The 20,538-nt window shown below is 53.0% G+C and carries 19 protein-coding genes, 1 tRNA gene and 1 pseudogene; 8 read left to right on the top strand and 13 right to left on the bottom strand.

Annotation, left to right across the window (positions count from 1 at the left end):
* Positions 1-155 precede the first annotated feature (155 nt).
* Positions 156-228 (bottom strand) — tRNA-Gly (locus IK012_RS06840).
* A gap of 176 nt (positions 229-404) precedes the next feature.
* Here IK012_RS06840 and IK012_RS06835 point away from each other — a divergent pair.
* The gene (locus tag IK012_RS06835) at positions 405-2,954 is read left to right on the top strand and encodes a sialidase family protein (RefSeq protein WP_290952291.1); all 2,550 of its coding nucleotides are present in this window, start codon (positions 405-407) and stop codon (positions 2,952-2,954) included.
* Here the strand turns inward: IK012_RS06835 and IK012_RS06830 are convergent.
* From IK012_RS06830 to IK012_RS06820, 3 genes are all read right to left on the bottom strand, one after another.
* The gene (locus IK012_RS06830) at positions 2,941-3,372 is read right to left on the bottom strand and encodes a GIY-YIG nuclease family protein (RefSeq protein WP_290952289.1); all 432 of its coding nucleotides are present in this window, start codon (positions 3,370-3,372) and stop codon (positions 2,941-2,943) included. The genes IK012_RS06835 and IK012_RS06830 overlap by 14 nt on opposite strands.
* A gap of 77 nt (positions 3,373-3,449) precedes the next feature.
* Positions 3,450-4,790, bottom strand: coding sequence for a Na+/H+ antiporter NhaA (gene nhaA, locus IK012_RS06825; RefSeq protein ID WP_290952286.1), 1,341 nt, complete (start codon positions 4,788-4,790; stop codon positions 3,450-3,452).
* A gap of 61 nt (positions 4,791-4,851) precedes the next feature.
* Positions 4,852-6,645: a fibro-slime domain-containing protein gene (locus tag IK012_RS06820; protein ID WP_290952283.1), complete on the bottom strand. Its 1,794-nt coding sequence runs from the start codon at positions 6,643-6,645 to the stop codon at positions 4,852-4,854.
* Positions 6,646-6,843: 198 nt separating this feature from the next.
* Between IK012_RS06820 and IK012_RS06815 the strand changes: the two genes are divergently transcribed.
* The gene (locus IK012_RS06815) at positions 6,844-7,710 is read left to right on the top strand and encodes a lysophospholipid acyltransferase family protein (RefSeq protein ID WP_290952280.1); all 867 of its coding nucleotides are present in this window, start codon (positions 6,844-6,846) and stop codon (positions 7,708-7,710) included.
* Here the strand turns inward: IK012_RS06815 and IK012_RS06810 are convergent.
* Complete coding sequence (locus IK012_RS06810) at positions 7,694-8,083, bottom strand: hypothetical protein (RefSeq protein ID WP_290952277.1); 390 nt, start codon at positions 8,081-8,083, stop codon at positions 7,694-7,696. The two genes, IK012_RS06815 and IK012_RS06810, sit on opposite strands and share 17 nt — an antisense overlap.
* Positions 8,084-8,365: 282 nt before the next feature.
* Here IK012_RS06810 and IK012_RS06805 point away from each other — a divergent pair, with 282 nt between their 5' ends.
* Both IK012_RS06805 and IK012_RS06800 read left to right on the top strand, forming a co-directional pair.
* Positions 8,366-10,771 carry a Tex family protein gene (locus tag IK012_RS06805; protein WP_290952274.1) on the top strand — a complete coding sequence of 802 codons (2,406 nt, stop codon included), beginning with the start codon at positions 8,366-8,368 and terminating at the stop codon, positions 10,769-10,771.
* A gap of 239 nt (positions 10,772-11,010) precedes the next feature.
* Positions 11,011-12,000 carry a hypothetical protein gene (locus IK012_RS06800; RefSeq protein ID WP_290952272.1) on the top strand — a complete coding sequence of 330 codons (990 nt, stop codon included), beginning with the start codon at positions 11,011-11,013 and terminating at the stop codon, positions 11,998-12,000.
* A gap of 98 nt (positions 12,001-12,098) precedes the next feature.
* Here IK012_RS06800 and IK012_RS06795 read toward each other — a convergent pair whose 3' ends face one another.
* From IK012_RS06795 to IK012_RS06775, 5 genes are read right to left on the bottom strand one after another with little or no spacing between them, the layout of a single operon-like run.
* Complete coding sequence (locus IK012_RS06795; RefSeq protein WP_290952269.1) at positions 12,099-12,854, bottom strand: fibrobacter succinogenes major paralogous domain-containing protein; 756 nt, start codon at positions 12,852-12,854, stop codon at positions 12,099-12,101.
* 41 nt (positions 12,855-12,895) lie between these two features.
* The gene (locus tag IK012_RS06790) at positions 12,896-13,666 is read right to left on the bottom strand and encodes a prohibitin family protein (RefSeq protein ID WP_290952266.1); all 771 of its coding nucleotides are present in this window, start codon (positions 13,664-13,666) and stop codon (positions 12,896-12,898) included.
* 47 nt (positions 13,667-13,713) lie between these two features.
* Positions 13,714-14,688 (bottom strand): flagellin lysine-N-methylase, encoded by a 975-nt coding sequence (gene fliB / locus IK012_RS06785; RefSeq protein WP_290952263.1) that lies wholly within the window; start codon positions 14,686-14,688, stop codon positions 13,714-13,716.
* Between the two features lie 10 nt (positions 14,689-14,698).
* Positions 14,699-15,391, bottom strand: a complete 693-nt coding sequence (locus IK012_RS06780; RefSeq protein ID WP_290952260.1) for a hypothetical protein — start codon at positions 15,389-15,391, stop codon at positions 14,699-14,701.
* A gap of 53 nt (positions 15,392-15,444) precedes the next feature.
* Complete coding sequence (locus tag IK012_RS06775) at positions 15,445-15,627, bottom strand: hypothetical protein (RefSeq protein WP_290952257.1); 183 nt, start codon at positions 15,625-15,627, stop codon at positions 15,445-15,447.
* 247 nt (positions 15,628-15,874) lie between these two features.
* Between IK012_RS06775 and IK012_RS06770 the strand changes: the two genes are divergently transcribed.
* Entirely contained in the window at positions 15,875-16,483 is a 609-nt protein-coding gene (locus IK012_RS06770) for a hypothetical protein (RefSeq protein WP_290952255.1), read from the top strand.
* A 122-nt stretch (positions 16,484-16,605) separates the two neighbouring features.
* Positions 16,606-17,529 (top strand): hypothetical protein, encoded by a 924-nt coding sequence (locus IK012_RS06765; protein WP_290952252.1) that lies wholly within the window; start codon positions 16,606-16,608, stop codon positions 17,527-17,529.
* Positions 17,530-17,555: 26 nt separating this feature from the next.
* On the opposite strand, the gene IK012_RS06760 is transcribed toward IK012_RS06765, so the two are convergent.
* From IK012_RS06760 to IK012_RS06750, 3 genes are read right to left on the bottom strand one after another with little or no spacing between them, the layout of a single operon-like run.
* On the bottom strand, positions 17,556-18,446 hold the full coding sequence (locus IK012_RS06760; RefSeq protein ID WP_290952249.1) for a hypothetical protein: 891 nt from the start codon (positions 18,444-18,446) through the stop codon (positions 17,556-17,558).
* Positions 18,443-19,072 (bottom strand): N-acetyltransferase, encoded by a 630-nt coding sequence (locus tag IK012_RS06755; RefSeq protein ID WP_290952246.1) that lies wholly within the window; start codon positions 19,070-19,072, stop codon positions 18,443-18,445. The genes IK012_RS06760 and IK012_RS06755 overlap by 4 nt, the downstream gene beginning before the upstream one ends.
* 17 nt (positions 19,073-19,089) lie before the next feature.
* The gene (locus IK012_RS06750; RefSeq protein WP_290952244.1) at positions 19,090-19,860 is read right to left on the bottom strand and encodes a lysoplasmalogenase family protein; all 771 of its coding nucleotides are present in this window, start codon (positions 19,858-19,860) and stop codon (positions 19,090-19,092) included.
* A gap of 24 nt (positions 19,861-19,884) precedes the next feature.
* On the opposite strand from IK012_RS06750, the gene IK012_RS06745 reads away from it, so the two are divergent.
* Positions 19,885-20,076, top strand: a complete 192-nt coding sequence (locus IK012_RS06745; protein WP_290952240.1) for a hypothetical protein — start codon at positions 19,885-19,887, stop codon at positions 20,074-20,076.
* Positions 20,077-20,150: 74 nt separating this feature from the next.
* Positions 20,151-20,538: pseudogene (locus IK012_RS06740) on the top strand (hypothetical protein); the annotation flags it as partial.

The raw sequence follows: 20,538 nt of genomic DNA, 5'->3' as shown, positions 1-20,538 counted from the left end.
TCGACGTCCGCTTGGTCGGCTCGGCAAGAAAACATTCTGTTTTTTTGCACTCGCCTCGGTCGCTACTGCCGAACCCTCTTCTCGGGTTCTCGACACCTTTTTCTTCCGACTCATAAAAAAGAAAACCACCCTAATGGGCGGTTTTTCTTTTTTCGAGCGGGAAAAGGGTCTCGAACCCTCGACATCGACCTTGGGAAGGTCGCGCTCTACCAACTGAGCTACTCCCGCGAGTGTTCCAAATTTAACAAAAAATGATGGTTTGTAAAGGCATCGCTTTTTTTTGCCCTCATTTTTGCCTTGTTGTGTTTACGTAAACGCTTTTGACGGGCCTGACTCTCATTTCGGGGCGTTCGCGTGCGCATTAATATATCTTCTTGTCGGTGCATGAGGCAAAAGGAGCCTGTATGTTTGGAAAATTCTTGATTGGTATGGCGACGCTCGCTGCTTTTGCTGGCTTCGCTCAAGCAGAAAACTACGATTGGGGCAATGTCCGCTTCGATGGCGGTGGATTCGTGTCGGCGGTAATCTTCCACCCGAAGGCCGAGAATGTGCTCTACGCCCGCACTGATGTGGGTGGCGTCTATCGTTTTGATTTCGAACGAAAAGTTTGGATCCCGTTGATGGATTGGGTGAGCCAGAACGATGTGGGACTTTATGGTACGGAAGCGTTCGCGCTCGATCCGACCGACCCGAGGCGCATCTACGTACTTGCGGGTACAGGATACTTTAGCCAGGGCCGCACCGCGGTTTTGCGCAGTGAAGACTACGGTACCACTTGGGACACGAGCTACGTGGAGATGCTCGCGCATGGCAACGGCATGGGCCGCCAGACCGGCGAAAAGCTTGCGGTGGACCCGAACAAGCCGAACATCCTTTTCTGCGGGAGCCGCACGAAGGGCCTCTACAAGAGTACCGATTATGGAAAGACCTGGACGAGCGTCTATGAGGTCGCTCTCTCGACCGCTACGGAGTCGAGCCTGAACGGCGTGAACGGAGTGAGCTTCGTGCTGTTCGACGAATCGCAGGGCAAGAACGCCGACGGTTCGACCAAGACCATCTACATCGGCATTTCTGACACGAAGGACAACCTGCAGGTGAGTAACGACGGTGGCGCTACGTGGAAGCCCGTTTCTGGAGTGCCTTCCGGCTTGATGCCCCATCGCGCGAAAATTGTCGATGGCGACATGTTCATCACCTTCGCCGATGGCCCGGGTCCGTACAACATCTCGAGAGGCGGCTTTTACAAATACAACATCGCGGGCGGCACCTGGACCGACCTCACCCCGAGCGATTCGGTGACGCACGAGCAGAGCCCCACCACCTACGAGAAGGACGAAAGTTCTTACGGCGGTGTCGCGATTGACCCGAAGGACAAGAACCACATCGTGATTTCGACGCTCGGTAAGTACACCGGACGCCACCTCGCGAAGGATGCTGCGGGCAATGAACGCGATAACTACGGCGACCGCATCTACACGACGACGGACGGCGGCAAGACGTGGATTCACGGCCAGCATTATGGCGACGGCATCAACATCGATGCGAACGGCACGGACTGGATTCCGGGCAACGCCATCCACTGGGCGGGCTCGCTCGAAATCAACCCGTTCAATAACAAGCAGGCCTGGGTCACGAGCGGCAATGGCGTCTTCATGACAGACGACATCACCGCGAAGGTTCCCGTGTGGAAGTTCCAGTCCCGCGGCATCGAGGAAACGGTCCCGCTTGATATCGTGAGCATTCCTGGTGGCCCGCTGGTGACTGCGATTGGCGACTACGACGGCGCCGTCTATACGAACATCAACGAGAGCGCCAAACGCCATACGCCCACGGTCGGCACTACCGAGAGCATGGGCTTTGCGCCGCTTACCGGCTCCCTGGTGCGCACGGGCGTGATTACCGTGTATGGCCAGTACGACTCGCAGAATTTTAACGTGATGTACCGCTCCGAAGACATGGGCAAGACTTGGGATAGCGTGAAGACGACGCTCAAGGGCGGCAAGGGCTGGGTCGTACTTTCTGCTGACGGCAAGGTGATGCTCCACAGGCCCGAAAATGCGACGTTCCGCTCCGACGATAACGGAGCTACTTGGACTGCCGTTGAAACCGGAGAACAGACAAACTATTCGCATATCGTTGCCGACCCGGTGAACCCGAGCGTGTTCTACGTGATGAACTCCATGGGTACGCTGTACAAGTCGATGGATGCGGGCAAGAATTTTGTGAAGCAGGAGGCCCGCTTGCAGAATGAGACTGCGGGTCAATACTACAACGGCAGCAACTACATCCGCACGGTGCCGGGTAGGGAAGGCCACGTGTGGGTTCCGATGGACCAGGCGCAAGTCTGGCAGCCCAAGGGCTATACCGAATACGGGCTCGCCTTCACGGAAGACGGCGGCAAGACTTGGAACCGCTGCGAAGGCGCCTCGGTCGCAATCGCCGTGGGTATCGGCAAGGCGAAGGAAGGCGCGGACTACGAGACTATCTTTATCTGGGGTGCCGCTAAGGAAGGCGACCCGATCGGACTCTACCGCAGTACCGACAAGTGCAAGACGTTTGAACGCATCAACGATGACAAGCACCAGTTCGGAGGCCCGGGCAACGGAAACTTCGTGCAGGGCGATATGAATACGTTTGGCGTGGTGTACATGAGTACGGTGGGCCGCGGGCTTGTCGTGGGCGCACCCGAAGGAACGGACTTTGTCGCAGGAGTCGGGCGTGCGGTCTTGTTTGCGGCTCCGTCGCTGCGGCTAGAAAATCGCTCGCTCCATGTGGTCGCTCCCGCTGGCGGAACCGTCAGGCTCTTCGCGGTGAACGGCAAGGGCATACTCTCTGAAAGGGTTCAGGGCGTAATGCGCTTGGACCTTGCGGAAATACCTGCGGGCGCCTATGTGGCCAAGTTCCTCGATTCCCGCGGGAAGGTCCAGATTAGCAAGAAGCTCACTCTTCGCTAGGCTTCGTGCCTTTTGATTTTGCAGACTTGCGGCCATTCGCTCCCGCGGGCCTGCTTTTCTTTTTGTTCGCGGTTGCCTCCATGGGTCCGCTGCCTTTGTCTGCCTTCTTTGCGCGGGCTTCTTTTCTAATGCGCTTCTTCTTCTGGTCTAGCGTTTCACCGAGCCCGCCGAGAAGTTCCGCGGTAAGCACCGTGTCGCCTGCGGCAAGGCGTTCCTTGTCCGGGCGGGACAGCTTCTTGATTCGCGCTTCCAGCCGGAGCGCTTCTTCGTACGATTGCAGTTCAAACTTTTGCAGAATGCATTCCGGCGGGAACGACTTGGTGAACTTCGCTCCCTTTCCGGATTTGTGTTGCTCGTAACGTGCCTCTACGTCGACGGCATACCCCGTGTATATGCGGTTTCCCGCACAACGGAGCATGTAGACAAAATGAGGCATGGACGCTGGTTGTCGGTCGTTGGTCGTAGGTTTTTCCGTTGACCAGTGACTGGCGACTACTAACTATTTTTTGTTTTAGAGACGATGCTCATGTAGATGGTGCCGAGAATCGCGGCGCAGAAGCTTCCAAGCAAGATGCCGAGCTTCGCGGAGTCTTGACGGTCACCCACATCGAATGCGAGGTTCGCGACGAAGAGGGCCATGGTGAACCCGATACCGGCGAGCATGCCTCCGCCCCACAGGATTCTCCAGCTGTAGCTGGGCTTGACCGAGATGCCGATCTTGACAGCGAGCAGACTGAAGAGGAAAATGCCGATGGGCTTGCCCAGGATAAGGGCGAGCGCGACAGCTCCCATTACGGGAACTTCGACACCGCCGAGCTTGATTTCGACACCCGCGTTGCTCAGGGCGAACAGCGGCATGATGAAGAAGTTTACCCAGGGTACGAGCGGCTTGAACAGGCGTTCCTGCATCGAGATACTTTCGCGTGCACCGCGCTTGAGGAGCGTGAACACCTCGTACTGTTCGTTGCGGTCCTTCGCTTCGCCCGAAAGGGCTCCACCGACGTTGCCTGCGAAGCGGGCTAGTTTTCCGCTTGCGAGAACAGGCTTGGCCGGCACCGACAGTCCGAGCAGCACGCCAGCGATTGTCGGGTGTACGCCGCTCTTTACGAAGAAGGCCCACACGGCAACGCCAATGACGCCATGAAGCAGCAGGTTGCGTACGCCGATTCGGAACAGGACGTTGATAAGCACGAGCAAGGCGAAACCGGTGCCGAGGGCGGCAAAGTTGATGCCGTCACCACTCGGGTAGCCGATGGCAATCACGAGGATGGCTCCGATATCGTCTGCGATGGCAAGAGTCAGGATCATCACGCGGAGCGCATGCGGCACCTTCTTTCCGAGGATTGCCATGCAGCCCACGACGAACGCGATATCGGTCGCAGTCGGAACACCCCAACCATGGGCGGCGGTATGTTCTCCATGCGGGCACAGCAACAGGTAGATGAGCGCGGGGAACAGCATGCCGCCCGCTGCCGCTATAATAGGCAGGCTGGCGGCCTTCGGGTTCCTGAGCTCACCGTAGGTCATTTCGCCCTTGACTTCGAGTCCGATGTTGAAGAAGAAAATCGTCATCATCGCGTCGTTGATGAGCCAGTGCAAATCCGCACTGCCAATCCAGCTGCCAATCGTAAGAGCGAAAGGCATGTGCCAGAAGTGATGGTACGTTTCTGGACTCAGGTTCGCCCACAGGAGGGCGGCAACCGTCATGATGATAAGGACAATGCCCCCGGTAGTCTCCACCTTCATCAGCCGTTCCATCGGCGTGATGATTTTACGGATGGGGGTTTCCGGGAACAGATCTTCTATTTTATCGCTACTCGTTACTTTTGCAGACATGGCTACCTTGTTTTTTTGGGTGGTTCAGCCTTCTCTATGCAATATAATAAACGAATTGCGATTAGCGAATGTTCACCCGTTTGTAATCGACCCCTATTTTGACAACGTACGAACCCGGAATGAGTGCAGGCACGAGCGTTTCTGTCGAATTTATTACGCCTTTGTTTACAATTCTTCCCTGCATGTCCATGACGGCATAGGTCTTGGCGATATTCGAGTTGCCGGTCACGATGGAGAACTGGTGCGGATTCGCCATCTTGATATTGAAGCCAGAATGGGCGAGTTTGGCTACGCTTGTACGGATGACTTCGGTTTCACCCTGGATGCGGAACCTGTAGTAAGCCCTCTTGCCACGAATTTCGACGTTTAGACGGTATGTGCCCGGAGCAAGTCCAGTTATTCTTTGCGGATAGATAACGGGTACACTGGGGTTAGTCAGGTCAATTCCGCCGAAGGAAATCTGCCCTTGCGGGAGGTTTTTGCATATATCGCAGCCTTCGGGTATACCGTTCTCTCGTGTCGTGATGGTGAACTTGGTATCCGTAATGAGGCTATCTTTGAGGCAGCCCTTGATTGTGGCTGTGCCAAAAGTTTGTTCGCAATTAGATGCTGGCGTATATTCATAGCAGATATCCAATTGGTTGCCTTCGTTATTCAAAGGTTGCGTTTTGATGTCTAAGCCGAAACTGCTCGGGAGGAATACATTCGCTGCGAAACTGAAGTTCGGGGCTGTAGAACGACGGTTGCAGTAGAATACTTCCAGCGGATAATCTCTGCCTTCGACGAGGAAGTTGTCACCATAGATGGAGTTGAGGTCCTTCAATGTCAGGTTGACAGGGGCAGATTCGTTCAGTCCGCCCTTGTCGATGGCGAGTTTTTTGTTAACGAATACCCACATGTCGTCGGTGTTGCTGAACGAAAATTCGAGGTCCTTGAAGTAGGTGAACGTGGTGTGCGACTCTGCGCAGAACTGCTGGTTGCGAGTGTCTTCGGCAGTTCCGGTCGCCCTCTTGGTGCGAGCATCGGAGGTCGGCCCCATCTTGACTTCGTTGATCGTTACGACAGTTGAATCCCCGGTGTTTTCTACCGGGAAGAATCCACCGAGCGGATTGGAATCGAATGTCCAACGGGCGTCCGTTTCGTTACGCTGGAAGAGCATGTCGTAGCATTGCGCTTCGTTTACGTCTTTGGTGTAATTGAAGAGCGTCTTGAATTTGTTTGCATCGACGAAACACTTCTTGGCGGTGTCGCTGCCGGAGAATACCGGCTTGTTGTCGGTGCCAAGGTCGGTATTGACGATTCCCGTATGCAGGCCGACACAGCTGTCGAGTTCGCTTGTTTCATCAAAGGAGAACAGCGTGTTGATGGACTGGTCGGTATCGTAAATCAGTGTGGCCAGGTTGAACGTGCAAATTCCTTCGACTTCCGGGTATGTTGTGTACCAGCCATGGCTTTCATTGTTGAGCCACTCGCTATCATCAGGGATAAAGTAGAGCGAGTTTACTGCGTATGCATCATAAACGACGCTTAAATCCATGGGATTGGCTCTGTCGTCTTCGTCCCAAAAACCATAGAGACCCAGTTGTAATTCGGGATTGTGCCTGAGGCCAATAATGGCGTCCTTCGGAGCCGTGTTGAAGGTCGTCTGGAACCATCCGCATTTGCCGGCAACGGGCGACATGATGACGGTTTTCTTTTCACCGTTTTCCGTGTACGAGAGCGTAGGTACGTCTGTTTGCCATTCGCTTTCGCTGGGCAAAAGAATGTTGAATGTTTTTGCTGTTTCAGCCCCTTGAGCCAAGGCTGTCGCAAAGGCAACTCCGAATAAAGTTGCTGATATAAATGTTTTTTTCATATTGTCCCTCCTAATAAGTTTTATTTGAACATATATTTTTTTTTTACGAATCGCAAAAAAGCGGATGTTATCATTTTGTTACAAATAAATTCTCAGTGGCGAAATCTGCGATTTCGTGCGTTTGCTCACGCTTTTTTGAATGTATTCCGCAAAATACCCTGAAAATTGTGTAGCTTGTGATTGTATATTGTAGGCGCAATGATTTTTTTTCGCAGAATAGCATCCGCATTTTTTTTTAAGGGGGCGAGTGCCCTGCTCCGCCTTGCGCGGTGGAAGCGCGGTGTTGTCTATGCGAACCTGCGCCATGTCTCAACTGCGGTTCCGCATGAAGAGGCTGGCCAGCTTTATCGAAGGCTTTTGTCCAATGTGTCGCGCCATGCGGGGGATTTGCTTTTCGGTTTTGCTACATACAAGAAGTTGCCCGCCGATACAGCATCGTTCCCCTGTACGTGCGATGGTATGGAGTTCGCTCTTGCGGATGGCGCTGCCCCGGTTCTCGAGAAAATGCGGGGTGGGGGCATATTCCTTACGGCACATTACGGAAATTACGAGGCCATTGGCCCGTGGCTCTGCCGCTTGGGCGTGCCCCTTGTGGCGAGCTACATTCCGGTTAGGCCCGCCTGGCTCAATCGCGTGCTGGACAAGAAAATTCGTGCGGTCGATGGCCGAAGCTACGGGGTGGATGCACGTACTCCCCGAGAATTCCTGCGCCTGCTCGATGAGGGCAAGCTGTTCTGCCTGCTCGCCGATCAGGATAGCCGTATCTCGAGCGCCCTTCCGGGAAAATTCCTCGGGCAGGAAGCCAGGATGAACCCGCTTCCGGATTTTTTGCTGAAGCACCGTCCTGGGACGCCCGTATATGTCTGCTGGCTTGAAGAAGACCGCAACCGCCGCATTCTCCATGCCGAAGAAATTCCGTTGCGGACAAGGGAAATGTCCCCGTCGCTTGTTATTGATGAATTTAACGGATGGCTCGAATCGCGAATTGCCGAAAATCCGGCCCTGTGGTACGGGTTCACGCACCGCCGGTTCTATTCCGTGGATTCCTCTATTTATCAGAAGTAGGAATGAACTCCAGCACGTACTTCCCGCGAGGGTATTCGTAGAACTTCGGGGCGTCGCGCCTGTATTCCCGGATTAGCAGCTCCCGGCTGGACTGGTAAATGAATATGGAATCCGTAATCCAGTGCAGGGCGTCTTCTTTGAGGGCCCTTTCTATGTCCTGGCTGGAGCTGACGGTGATGAAGTCGACTTCGGTTCTCTTGTCGCCGGTCGAGAAAACCTTGACTGACTTTACGGAAATCCAGTCGAGGTTGTTGTCGAATGCGGATGCACTTTGCGGGGGAGTTTTTTGCGCGGGAAGCACCACCTTGATTTCCTGTGGTTCGAGGCAACCGGCAAAAAGCGCGCACATGGCTACGGCGATTAGTCTTTTCATCACAACCTCCTTGATACACCTGTACCCTAAAATACGTTTTTTGGATGTGCTAGGAAAGGGCCGCTTTGGGGGAGGGTGATATGGGACAAATTCCGAAATAACCCTTCTAGGCGTAACTTGTTGATTTTCAACGAAATAAGGCCTTTTTGATGGCCGGTGTGACTTGCGTCTCTTTTCGAAATGGTGCTTTTTGTCACAAAAATGACATTTCCTTTTGCTATATTGCGGCAGGTCAACCCAGGGCATTTATGACCCTATAAAATCTACAAGTAGGTATATCAAATGGATTTTTCCGCAGTTATTGCCGAAGAACTGAAACTCGAAACATGGCGCGTCGCCAAGGCGCTCGAACTCATGGACCAGGGGGGTACGATTCCCTTCATCGCCCGCTACCGCAAGGACCAGACGGGAACGCTGAACGAAATCGAACTGCGCGACATCAGTCACCGTCGTGACTACCTGCAGGAACTTACCGACCGCAAGGAAACGGTGCTCAAGAGCATCGAGGAACAGGGCAAGCTCACTCCCGAGCTCAAGGCTCAGATCGAGGCCTGCAAGGACAAGACTCTCCTCGAAGACATTTACGCTCCGTTCAAGCCCAAGAAGCGTACCCGCGCGACCATCGCGAAGGAACTCGGTCTTGAACCGCTGGCCCGACTGATGTGGGCACAGGAAAATACCGGCAACACCGCCGAAGAAATCGCTCGCATCTACCTCTCCGAGGAGAAGGGCCTCGCCGACCCGAAGGCTGCGCTCAAGGGTGCCGCCGACATCTTGGCCGAAGAAGTGGCCGACAATACGGAATTCCGCCAGTACCTCCGTGCGAAGATGGAGAAGACGGGCGTGATGATTTCGAAGGTCAAGAAGGATTTCGAAAAGCAGGAAACGAAGTTCAAGGATTACTACGACTTCAGCGAACCGGTCAGCAAGATCCCGAGTCACCGCATGCTGGCTCTCCGCCGCGGCGAGAAGGAGAAGGTGCTCCGTCTCACCATCGAAGTCCCGACAGAAGAGATGGTCGGCTACCTCAAGACCCAGATTATCAAGGGCGAATCGACCTGGACTCCGTACCTGGAAGCCATGTGCCAGGACGCCTGGGAACGCCTGTTGCAGCCGAGCATGGAAAGCGAAGTGCGCCTCCTGTTGAAGGACAACGCCGAAGAAGAAGCATTCAAGGTGTTCAGCAAGAACCTGCAAGACGTTCTGCTCGCTGCTCCTGCGGGCCACAAGTCCGTGCTTGCGCTCGACCCGGGTTTCCGTACTGGCTGCAAGGTGGCTGTGCTCGACGAGAACGGCAAGTTCCTCGACCATGGCATCATCAAGCCGCACGAGCCGCACAACGACAAGGCTGGTGCGGCGGTGTACCTGATGCAGCTCATCGACAAGTACAAGATTGACCTCATCGCCATCGGCAACGGTACCGCAAGCCGCGAGACCGACGCCTTCTGTGGCGAAATGGCTCTCAAGTTCAAGGGCAAGGTTCCGCCGCGCGTTATCGTGAGCGAAGCCGGCGCCTCTGTTTACAGCGCGAGCATGATCGCCATCCAGGAATTCCCGAAGGAAGACGTGACGACCCGCGGCGCGATTTCGATTGGCCGCCGCCTGCAGGACCCGCTGGCCGAACTCGTGAAGGTGGATCCGCAGTCCATCGGCGTGGGTCAGTACCAGCACGACGTGAACCAGCGCGAACTCAAGAAGCGCCTCGACGAAGTGGTGGAAAGCTGCGTGAACATGGTCGGTGTCGACGTGAACAGCGCATCCGCTCCGCTCCTTGCCCATGTGGCGGGTCTCAGCAACACGCTCTCCGAAGCCATCGTGAAGTACCGCGAAGACAACGGCGCGTTTGCTAGCCGCGAAGACCTGAAGAAGGTGAAGGGCTTCGGTCCGAAGGCCTTCGAACAGGCTGCGGGCTTCATGCGCATTCCGGGTGCTGAAAACCCGCTGGACGATTCCGCGGTTCACCCCGAAAACTACGCGCTTGTCGAGAAGATGGCCGAGAAGGTCGGCGTTCCCGTGAAGGAAATCGTGGGCAATGCCGAAGCGGTGAAGGCTATCAAGGTGGACGAGTTCCTCTCCGACGAAGTGGGTAAGGCCACTTTGGAAGACATCATGAAGGAACTCCAGAAGCCGAGCCGCGACCCGCGTAAGGAATTCCGTTACGCGAAGTTCGATGACCGCATCAAGACCATCAACGACCTCGTTACGGGCAGCTGGATGGAAGGTGTCGTCACCAACGTGGCGAACTTCGGTGCGTTCGTGGACATCGGTGTCCACCAGGACGGCCTCGTTCATATTTCCGAGATCAGCGACAAGTACGTGACCGACGCCAAGGAAGTCCTCACTGTGGGCGACGTGGTGAAGGTGCGCGTGGTCGCTGTCGATGCGAACCAGAAGCGCATCAGCCTCTCGATGAAGCAGGAATCTACCGACGGTGTGGCAGGTGCAGGCGTAAGTGGCCCGCGCGGCCAGCGTGTCGGCGGACCCCGCGGCGGAAACTTCGGTGGCCGCGGCCGCGATAACAATCGCGGCGGACGCCCGCAAGGCGGCATCCAGGGCCACGCTACCATCGCAGATCTCAAGAACAAGATTGCGGGCAAGGAACGCCCGGGTTTTGCTCCCAAGAAGAACGTGGTGGCCCAGCCTCAGAAGATGAGCGCCCTCCTGAAGCAGATGAAGAAGGGACGTTAGCGCTCTTTCGGAGCGTCGAAAGGGTTGGTTGGCGAGTGTTGCGCCGGGATGCTTGCGTTCCGGCATGACCGAGCCATCCCGCTTAGCGCTGCGCAGCAGCGCCAAGGCGGGTAGCTGGGTTCCAAAAATGGCGTAGAAACCGCTCTTCTGTAACAAAAATCTTACATAAAAGTTGCAACTGAGCGATTGGCTGCAACTTTTATTATTTTATCTGTTGGAAGTGTTTTTTGGGTCCCCTCATGAAAGAAAATAATGACTGCATAAGCCGTTATCAGGATTTTATCCTCAGGAACCGCCGTTCCATGAATGAATCCACGTCTCGGATTCTTTTCTTCTGCGCGTTCGCTGGTCCTGCCATAGCCCTGGATCATTTTCTAGGGTATTGCGATGTGACATACCAGGCTTGCGCCGGCATATCGCTGGCTTTGATTCTCCTTTCGCTTGGACAGAAATTATTGAACCGCTATTGCCCGCTGAGCATGATAACCGTTTTCTGGGGGCTTATCGGTTTTATGCTCGTGCTCACGTTCATGTGCAAGGCGAAGGTCGGGGTCTATATTACCTATGCCCTTGTGCCTATGGTGAGCCTTTTCTATTGCGAAAAGTTTATCTACGTCATCAGCGTAGTGATGAACTACATGATGATTCTGTTTTCGAACATCATGGTGAGCGATTTTCGGTTCGTCGTCCGTACCGATGTGAAAGGTCCGCTGGATTGGTTCCTCACGGTCATGAGCGGTTATACGATAGAGTCCATTGCTATCGGCGTGGCGGGTTACTACCTGTGCAACCGCATATCGAACCATTTTAAGGAAATCTATAACAGCAACCTGGTACTCGACGAGAAGGAGCGCGATGGCGTCCATAAGTCGAATGTCGCGCATGCGTTGACATCGCTGTACCAGGGCGTATACGTGTTCGATTTGAAGCACCGGACCTACGAAGTCGTGCAGAGCGACCGTTTTATCGCCGATCTTTTGCGCGGGGACGGTCTCGCTGCGACCATGGAGCGTGTGGTTTTCTCGCTTGTCGAGAAAGAGGATACTGACAGGGTGTTGAAGTTCCTGGATTTGGCTACGCTCTCGGAACGCCTTGAAAAAGACGGCATGATTTGTACGGAATGCATGGGAACCCTCCACGGGAAATGCCAGATTTCGTTCGTGCTTGTCGACAGGGATGAACAGGGCAAGGCCGCATCCGTCATGTTCACCCTCCGTAAGATTTCCTGATAGCCGGTTCGGAATTCCGCAAAAAAGGAACCTTGCCGCAAAAAAGAAGCCCCGTCGCAGTGACGGGGCTGAAATTTTTCTAACCGAATGCGCCGTGGCTAGGAGTTCTTCACGCAGCGCACGGAGAGGGCGTCGGACCTGTAGATGCCTTCGATGTCGGTGGAATTTTCCGAGATGCTCATGCGGTAGGCGTTGGATTTCCCGTATTCTTCCTTGCTCCAGAAGCGGGCGCGCTTGCCGAAGTGGTGGAATGTGCCGTTGTCGAAACGGTAGCCGGCGGGGAGGGCGAAGAACCCGAGCGTGTCCTTGCCGGGCTTCTGCCAGATGCATACGCTGCGCAGTTCGCTTCCGTCCGACTTGGCGTCGATATTTTCCATGAGCTGTTCCCATTCCTTGTTGCTCGGGATGTGCCAGCCTTCCGGTGCGATGCCCTGGAAGTTCTTGTCCTTCATCTTTTCGTACATCGCGAGGTCCTTGGCCGGAGACTCGTTGGCGAAATCTGCGGGGATGTCCAGTGCGGAAGTCCACGTGTAGAGGCGTCCGAACTTCTTCACGTTGGATTCTTCGTTGTTCGGGGCGAAACTGCCTTCTGCCTTGAAGCGGAGGTTTTCTGCCATCCAGACCTGGTCGCCGATTTTGACGGTCTGGTAGGTTTCCCCGTCACGGGCGTCGGTGAAGGTCCCGTACTTGAACGCCTTTTTGTTCTTTTCGAGGCATTTTTCGTAGGGGATTTTGTTTTGGGCTTCGGGGGATGCCTGCTTGGTGGCCTTGGCGACATGCACGCCCATGCGGTATGCGGCGATTGCGACGACGACAATGGCGAGGATGATGAACGCGATGAACGATATATGCATATGGAATCCTTTTTGGAGGGTTTCTTTAAATATAACTTATTTTATTGCATGTTGATCATGGGGATTATTTTGTCATTAGCGTTCACTTGCGGGAGCCTTCCATCCCATTTTTCTATCCATTTGAGCATTAAATATTCTTTGCCGTTCTGCTTTTTGAGGGCTTCCATCTGGAGGGCGATGACTGCGGAGTCCGCCTTGGCCTTTGCGACGCGCTGCTCGTTCTGGTAATCCATCTTGATTTTGATGTTCTTTTCCTTGAGGGCTTCCTGTTCCTGCACCTGCTTGGCTTCGATGGCTTCGTTGAAGGCGCGGCTGAACTGGAATTCCGTAATCGTGAAGCCGTCAATCACGATATGCGCATTTGCGGAATCGAGTTTGGACTTGAGGGCCTTTTCCATGCGGCTGCGGATTTCTTCGCGCTTCTGGAGCATTTCTTCGGGGGCGTACTGCGGGGTGATTCCCGTGATGGTCTCCTTGATTTTCGGCTGCAGGATGGTGGTCACGTAGGCGGTGCCGTACTGCGAGTAGACATCGGCGACATGCGTTTCGTCCACATGGTAGTTCACGTTCGTGCCCACGTAGACGGTCTGCAGGTCCTTGGATCCCGCTTCGATGCGGCCAGTCTCGAGTTCTGTCTTTACCGAGATGCGCTTGATTTCCTTGAAAAAACAGTTGTATATGGTGAGGCCCGGGCCGATGACTTCGTCGACCTTTCCGAATTCGAGCACCACGCCGCGCTCCGTTTCGTCGATTTGGGCGCATCCGAAGAATGCGAGGGCTGTAGCCATTGCTAGGAGCATTTTCTTTTTCATTTCGGTCTCCTTTTGAAAGGACTTGTAATTGATGATTTTAGGAGGAATTATAATTTATTTTGATATTCGATAATAAGCTTTTCTAGCATCGATTCTATCAAAACCATGTTGTCTTCGCAGTATTCCAGCTGCCTGGAAAGCATTTTGATGGCGTTTATCTTGCCTCCGAGTTCCCTCGTGAAGAGCCGCGCCACGTTCCAGAAGAACAAAGCGAAGTAAAGCTTGCCCTGCTCGCGCCCTTCGAAAAGGCATTTGGCATAGTGCCGGTAGATGAGGTAGGCGAGGAGCCGCTCGCTCTCGGTTTCCGAAAAACGGTCTTCGCCTTCGGGGAGAGCGCTCGCGGAAAAATCGCTTGCATCACCGATACGCGATTTGATGCGGGCCAAAACTTCGTCCCATGCGGGGCCGAAACTTTCGGTCTTGGCGAGAAGTTCGTGCACGTCGTGCGCGCTTTCCAACGGGAAAAACGGGCTTTCTCCGGTGTAGCCGAAGATTGCTTTAAGTTTGTCTGTAAAAGTAATCGAGCTGCTGGCCAATGTCTTGAATATCCGTTCCCGCTCGCTTAGCACCTCGTCCCGGATTTCACGGTCATCGTCGTCCAGGTCGTCTTCAGGTTCGTCGCATTCCTCGTTCACGAACGAGAGCGGGCCATCGCCTGCAAGCAGGAGCCTTGTGGCCTCTTCGCAACAGAGCCCGAGGCCGCGTTCCATTATATCGCCGAATACTTCTACGAACCGCGGGTGTTCCCGGCAGATGTCGCAGAGCGCGCCTTCGCCCAGGTTCTGGAATATCTCGCACAGGTTTTCCCTGTCGAGGAAGGGGCAGCGGTCGTGCGGGAGCAACTTGAAATGTCCGTCCTCTATGTTTGTGCGCAGCTTGTCGCCGAAAACGCCCGCGACATTGCGGTAAGCCTCTTGGGAAGCCTCGTCGACGTCTATTTCCCAACCGATACAGCACGTGTCGCTGCACCGCGAAGCGATACATTTGAACGAATCGTAAAAGTCGGGCTTGCGGAGCAGCATGGGCCGTTCCTTAGTCGTCGGAGAGCAGGCCGAATATTTCGCCCTTTACAAGCCAGCTTACGCCGAAGAATGTAAGCGCAACGGCTTCGAGCGTGAAAATTTTTGCGGGGAACTGGATGGGTAGCGGCAGCAGGGCCAAAGAAAGAATCATGCCTACGGCGCAAACCCTGAAGATGATGTTCTTGATTTTTTTGTTGCGCGTCATGGGCTTTGTCTTGTCGGTAACCGTAAACAGGAACATGCTGTTTACAGCCAGAAGTGTAAAGAACAGGATTGCCGATGCGCAGTGGATAATGTGCGAGGTGTTTACGGGCAACTGGAAAAAACCGACGATATTTTCTGCTACGGGGCAGTTGCAGGGGAATATGACAATCAATGCTCCGCACACGCCGGAAAGGGTCGTGATGAGGTTGTCGTACCACTTGTAGCCCTTGTAGCAGATCAGGACGATTGATGCGGCCGTGAGGATGCCTGTCAGCGGGGGCGTCACGTAGTAGGTGGCCGAAATGGAAAGCGTGTCCCAGAATCCCTGCGGGATGAAGCCCGGCTTGGCCTTGGATACGATGAAGGCCCCGAGGAGCGAAATCCAGGGAAGCAACATTCCGAGGATTCCGACGAAGTTACGGATTCTTTTTAGCCAAATCTTTTTTTCGTCTTCTGTGGCTTTTGTTTCCGTTGTTGGCAATGTGTTAGTTTCGTTCATTTGTGTTCCTTTATGCTTTTTACGGAATATAGCATATTTGTAAGAAACACGATTTAAGATTGCGTGAGAAACTGGTAAAAGCAGAGGACGGACAGGCTGAAGATGAATACGAGTACGGCTATGAACTGGATGGGGTGCTCGCGGAATACGTAATCCCCTTTGCCATATGAAAACTTGCCGCGGAGAATGGCGCTTGAGAACAGCGAAAAGAACAGGAGTGAAAGGAGAAGGGCCATTTTTTGTTGTCCGTAGTTTTCGTTAATGGAATAGCATTCCCTGGTAGGTAATCAGTCCACGGCCAATATATATTATTTTATATGAATTGGAATCTTATTTTTTACGGACGCTGATTATATGAAACACGGGGTTTCATAAGCGGATTTTATTTGGACTTTGTTGAAAATAATTCAATTTTTTTGTATTGAAAGGCCTTTTTCTTTTTTTTCGAATATCTATTTTCTTAATCAAAAGGAGAAAATAACCATGAAAATAAAACTGATTTCTTTTGTTCTTGTCGTTCTCGCTACGTTCGCTTCTGCCGGCGAAATTTCCTGGAAGACACTTGATATCAAGACAGGCCCGGCGGTTGGTGGCTGGAAGTATGCCGAAATGATAGGTTGGTCGCTTTCGCTTGTGAAACCGATTACGCCTTATCTGGGAGTCGGCGCGATGATTGAGGTTGGAACCGACATTTCGGCTTGCACGGATTGCGTGGAATACGATTTCAATGAACTTACCGAAGGACTCCTCGTGAACTTGAATGTGCCCGTTGTCGGTGGATTCGGCTTGGTGGGCAACTTCATGTTCGTTGCTCATTGGCAAGATGGGACGGCTAGCGGATATTACTATGTAAAACCGGCCCCCATCGAGGCTTTTGATGCGGACGGGAATAGCATCCTGGCTTATACGATGGAAGAGGACGATAGCGACTATGATTTCGAATCTTTGGGCTTCCGCTCGAATTTGGGTATAAGCTGGCGCACTTCGGGTAAACGATTTGGACTGGAATTTTATCCCGTCGATTTTACCGTTGTTCGTGGGGACAGAACGCGTTACACGTGTTCGCTGAACGCAGTTGCCCGCATATTTTAAGCAATAGGTTTTGCCTGTAATTTAGTCTTTCTTGAATTTTTTTTATTACAATCCCTGTAAGGTCTATCCCTATAGGGATTTGTTATATTGAAAAATGCGGGCGGAAGGAAACCGGAGGAAAAATGGAGACTTCTAGATACCTTTACGAAGTTCTGAGTAGTTTTGGGGGCAGTTTTTCCAATGTGTACCATCTGGAAAGGGTTGCCACTTTCTTTTTTATGCCCTTCATCTGGGGCTTTGTCTGCTTCGTATTGCGCCGGAATACGTCCAAGAAAAAATTGTGGATGGCGGTGGGGGTGGCTTTCCCGGTCGTCCTGCTCGCTTTCAGGATGGGATCGGGGGCTTTTTTTGAATGTCCGGCCTTGATTCTTCTGGATCTCATTCCTTATTTCATCGGGATTGCGGCAAGTTTCTTTTTCAATATCCGCAAAAAATGGCACTGGGCGCTCCTTCCGGTAATTGCGTTGCTGGTGCATTCTGCGTTCGTTTTGTGGGTGGTTTTCCCTCCGATGTTTTTCCCGTTCGGGAAAATCGTGGATGAGCCGTTGTCGCAGGAGGCTCGGGAACTTGCGGGCGGCGCGGATTATGAACTCCGGGTGAAATTCGCGGATGCCTGGAACATGGATGCACGTGTTTCGGGTTTGCGCGTGAAGGGCGATTCTGTTTACGCGTGCTTCTTGATGGGCGCCTGTGGAGTTTCGTATTCCGAGATGGATTCTTGCAGTTGGCAGCCTCTGGAAACCTTGCCTCAGGCTACCCCCGAGATGAGGGATGTTGCGCAAATTCGGTACCTGAAGGATTCCGTCATCGCGTACCAAGAAGAAATGATGACGGAAGTTTTCTGGGACGGGTACATTTTCGAAATAACCCTGCTCGATTATGGCCGTAGCGCAAAACGGTATCTTGAAATCGGGAATGCGAAACTCGCCCAGCCGATGGACCTCAAGCGGGCAAAGCGCCTGCAGACGATGGCGGAGGTTTTCTTGACGCCATACGACGACTCTCCCGCCCATCGGGACAGCCTGAAGCATTGCTTTGACGAATAGGGGGATGATTCGGAAATTCCGCTGGTCTAGAACAAGTCCAGCGAACTGTCCAGATAAATTTCTTCGCGCACCTTGAGCTGGTGTTCCGGCTTGGTCATGTAGTAAAGCAGGAATTCCAGGACAATGGCGCTGCCGAGGCTTCGCCCTTCGATTTTGAAATGGCGGAACCCTGCGGGTGCGTAGGCGCCTTGGATGTCGTCTATCCCGATAAATCCCGGATTTTCCATTGCGTCGGAGAATCGGTAGCCTTTTTTGGCGGTGGGCGAGACGCAAACGTGGTCCGCGCAATCTTCGCCGAGGCTTTTCTGGCTGACGTTTTCGTAACAGGCCTTGCGGTCGTAACAGCCGAACCAGCAGCATTCATTGCACAGAAATTCGACTTTTTGTTTCTGAGCGTCTGTAAGCGCGTTCAATTTGTCGAATTGCCTGTTGAGCCTGAAATCGGGAACGACAAAGCGGAATTCTTCGCGGTTTAGCTCCGTTTTGAACTGCGTGAAGTCGATGATAACCTTCGTTGTCGACGATACGAAATAGAAACCGGGGTAGTTTGCCTTGATGTAATCGAGCAGCAGGTCCGAATGGATGATGATGCCGTTTTGGCCGGCGCCATTCCCGAAAAGTTTGCACAGCGCGTTGCATTTCTTGTCGGAAAGGTGCTCTTCGCGGAGCAGGGAATTGCTGAAGGTGAGCCTGGCCGAAATACCGTATTCCTGTGTGAGGGCGGCGACCGATTCCGGTTCCGCGTCTCCGAACCCTACGCGACCTCCGCCCCAGAGGCAGTCCTTGGGGGCACCGTATATTGAACCGATTTCGCACCAGTCGTAAAAATATTCCCGGTGCTTGCGGTAAAGCGGCAGGAATGCCTTGTATAAATCGTAGAACTCGAATAGGCCGGGAAGGTGGTAAAAGATTCTCATAGCGTCTTTTTCACGCTCCAGCTTCCCATCTTTTTCCCGTTATGGATTATTTCACGCTCGTCGAACACCTCGAAGCCGCGCTTCTTGTAGAATGCGATGTTCTTCTCGGAATTCGTGAAAAAAACGAGCTGCTTGCCGCCATGCTCGCGGACGTATTCTTCCCAGAAGGCGATGAATTTTGTCCCGATTCCCTTTCCCTGGAATGCGGGGTCTACCGTCAGCGAACAGGTGTACCAGATGCCCGGCCCTGTTTTCTGATAGTCGTGGCACGGCTTGCTTGCCGAAGTATCCATCGCGAGCCATTCGTGCACATGTTTGGCCTTCACGTTGAGATATACCAGCAGCCAGCCGTGAAGCAGGAACTGGATTACCGACGGCCTTTTGAAATGCGGTTCGTCAATCTGGGTGACGGCCACCATTTTCCCGTCGATTTTGGCGGTCAAAAAGTGAGTCTTCCCGAAACTTGCGAGTGTCGCCCTGTACAATATGGCACGGAGAGTTTTTCGCCTTTCTTCCAGGTCGGGGAAAAAGTTCGAGAAATATTCGTAGTTTTCATAGGCCCTGGCCGACAGTTCTACGGATTCCTTGATCTCTTCGCGTTTTAATATTCCAAATTCAATATCCATATGTTCTCAACAACAAGCTATTCTTTTCTCTTGTACCCGCTGAGCCCGAGCAGAATCAATGCCGGCGTATAGAAGTACCACACAAAATTGTTTGCGACTGTCGCGACAATTTGTCGTATGCTGTGGTCGGCCCCTGTTGCGAGTGAAATGCCTACGCAGGCGTCGCAGCAGAAGAACAGGATCATGCCGTACTTGATGTTCCTTGCGTTTTTTGCCGGGAAATACCCGTTTTTCGGCGCCTTGCATGCAACGATGAGTGAGCAGATGAGGAACGTGCCGTAAGTCGCGATAATCGGGACTGTCGGGCCGTCGAAAATTTTGAACAGGTGGAGCGCGTTCGTGATGAACATGACGGCAAAGGGAATGCAGAGGATCCACGGAGCGTGATTGTCCTTGTCGCTTGTGCGCGAGTGGCGGTAGATGAACAATGCCTGCACTACCATGAAAAAGCAGATGCCGAGCAGGGTGTATTCACCGCGGCGATCGAAGACGTGGGTGTAGTTGTGCATTATTTTCAAGCAGAAGTCTGCACACAGGGCCATGGCGAACCCCGCCTGCAAAAAGATCCGGTCGCGCTTGCAGAGGCAGTTCTTGCCGATAAAGAACACGATGACCGTCATGATGGTCGTTACGGCGAACTTGGCGATGTTCTGGTAGTTGCTGTTGTCTTCAAGGCACTGCTCGACAGCGCCGCATTTGTAGAATACAACCCAGTCCATCACGAAGAAGGTTATCATGAGGACGCCGATGAGGATGATAAGCGAGGTGATAAGTGCTTTCTTGTTCATATTTCATAATATAAACATTTTTTTATGAAAAAAACTGCCGCCGTTTTTATTCTTCTTTGGGGGCGAAAAAATCCGAATGTAGCGATAGTTTTACAAGGAAAAATTACGGAATTCATACGGGAAACAGGGGAAAAGTCCGAAGATTTGCGTTTTTTCGTCATTTTCGCTGTTGTTTACTTTTACATCGGTATGTATGGAGCGTTAGAAGAGGATTGAGGTTTTAGATATATATTAATGATGGGAATGGTGCGGAGAGTAAATATGAACAATACTCTTGAGGAGAAGTGGAAATGAAAACCCCTTTACTACTTTTGTTAGCGGCGTCGCTTTCTTTCGCCCAATGGGGCGGCGGTGGCGGCGGCAAATCCCTGAACGATTACAAGAAGGTGTCCGTTTCGGGCAGAGAAATTCACGTCTATGCTCCGTCCAATCTTAAGGAGAATAGTCCGTTGCTCATTTCGTGCCACGGCATGGACCAAGACCCTAACTACCAGCAGTCCAATACCCACTGGGAAGCGGTTGCCGATACGGCGGGCTTTGTCGTCGTCTACCCGAGAGGTGGTACGGGCATGAACACTTGGGATATCCAGGGCGATAAGGATACCAAGTGGATGACCGAAATTATTGCCCAGATGGAAAAGGACTACAAAATCAATACAAAGCGCGTGTATCTTTCGG

It is taken from the genome of Fibrobacter sp., from assembly GCF_017551775.1.
Lineage (GTDB): Bacteria > Fibrobacterota > Fibrobacteria > Fibrobacterales > Fibrobacteraceae > Fibrobacter.
The sequence above is the reverse complement of the archived record's forward strand: the minus strand, read 5'-3'. Positions and strand labels throughout refer to the sequence as shown.

Excerpts from the sequence above, each read along its gene's own strand:
- IK012_RS06830 (WP_290952289.1), bottom strand. The coding sequence starts at position 3,372 with ATGCTCCGTTGTGCGGGAAACCGCATATACACGGGGTATGCCGTCGAC.
- IK012_RS06815 (WP_290952280.1), top strand. The coding sequence starts at position 6,844 with ATGATTTTTTTTCGCAGAATAGCATCCGCATTTTTTTTTAAGGGGGCG.
- IK012_RS06805 (WP_290952274.1), top strand. The coding sequence starts at position 8,366 with ATGGATTTTTCCGCAGTTATTGCCGAAGAACTGAAACTCGAAACATGG.
- IK012_RS06775 (WP_290952257.1), bottom strand. The coding sequence starts at position 15,627 with ATGGCCCTTCTCCTTTCACTCCTGTTCTTTTCGCTGTTCTCAAGCGCC.
- fliB (WP_290952263.1), bottom strand. The coding sequence starts at position 14,688 with ATGCTGCTCCGCAAGCCCGACTTTTACGATTCGTTCAAATGTATCGCT.
- IK012_RS06750 (WP_290952244.1), bottom strand. The coding sequence starts at position 19,860 with ATGAACAAGAAAGCACTTATCACCTCGCTTATCATCCTCATCGGCGTC.
- IK012_RS06835 (WP_290952291.1), top strand. The coding sequence starts at position 405 with ATGTTTGGAAAATTCTTGATTGGTATGGCGACGCTCGCTGCTTTTGCT.
- IK012_RS06790 (WP_290952266.1), bottom strand. The coding sequence starts at position 13,666 with ATGAAAAAGAAAATGCTCCTAGCAATGGCTACAGCCCTCGCATTCTTC.
- IK012_RS06780 (WP_290952260.1), bottom strand. The coding sequence starts at position 15,391 with ATGAACGAAACTAACACATTGCCAACAACGGAAACAAAAGCCACAGAA.
- IK012_RS06765 (WP_290952252.1), top strand. The coding sequence starts at position 16,606 with ATGGAGACTTCTAGATACCTTTACGAAGTTCTGAGTAGTTTTGGGGGC.
- IK012_RS06760 (WP_290952249.1), bottom strand. The coding sequence starts at position 18,446 with ATGAGAATCTTTTACCACCTTCCCGGCCTATTCGAGTTCTACGATTTA.
- IK012_RS06800 (WP_290952272.1), top strand. The coding sequence starts at position 11,011 with ATGAAAGAAAATAATGACTGCATAAGCCGTTATCAGGATTTTATCCTC.
- IK012_RS06820 (WP_290952283.1), bottom strand. The coding sequence starts at position 6,645 with ATGAAAAAAACATTTATATCAGCAACTTTATTCGGAGTTGCCTTTGCG.
- IK012_RS06770 (WP_290952255.1), top strand. The coding sequence starts at position 15,875 with ATGAAAATAAAACTGATTTCTTTTGTTCTTGTCGTTCTCGCTACGTTC.
- nhaA (WP_290952286.1), bottom strand. The coding sequence starts at position 4,790 with ATGTCTGCAAAAGTAACGAGTAGCGATAAAATAGAAGATCTGTTCCCG.
- IK012_RS06745 (WP_290952240.1), top strand. The coding sequence starts at position 19,885 with ATGAAAAAAACTGCCGCCGTTTTTATTCTTCTTTGGGGGCGAAAAAAT.
- IK012_RS06795 (WP_290952269.1), bottom strand. The coding sequence starts at position 12,854 with ATGCATATATCGTTCATCGCGTTCATCATCCTCGCCATTGTCGTCGTC.
- IK012_RS06755 (WP_290952246.1), bottom strand. The coding sequence starts at position 19,072 with ATGGATATTGAATTTGGAATATTAAAACGCGAAGAGATCAAGGAATCC.
- IK012_RS06810 (WP_290952277.1), bottom strand. The coding sequence starts at position 8,083 with ATGAAAAGACTAATCGCCGTAGCCATGTGCGCGCTTTTTGCCGGTTGC.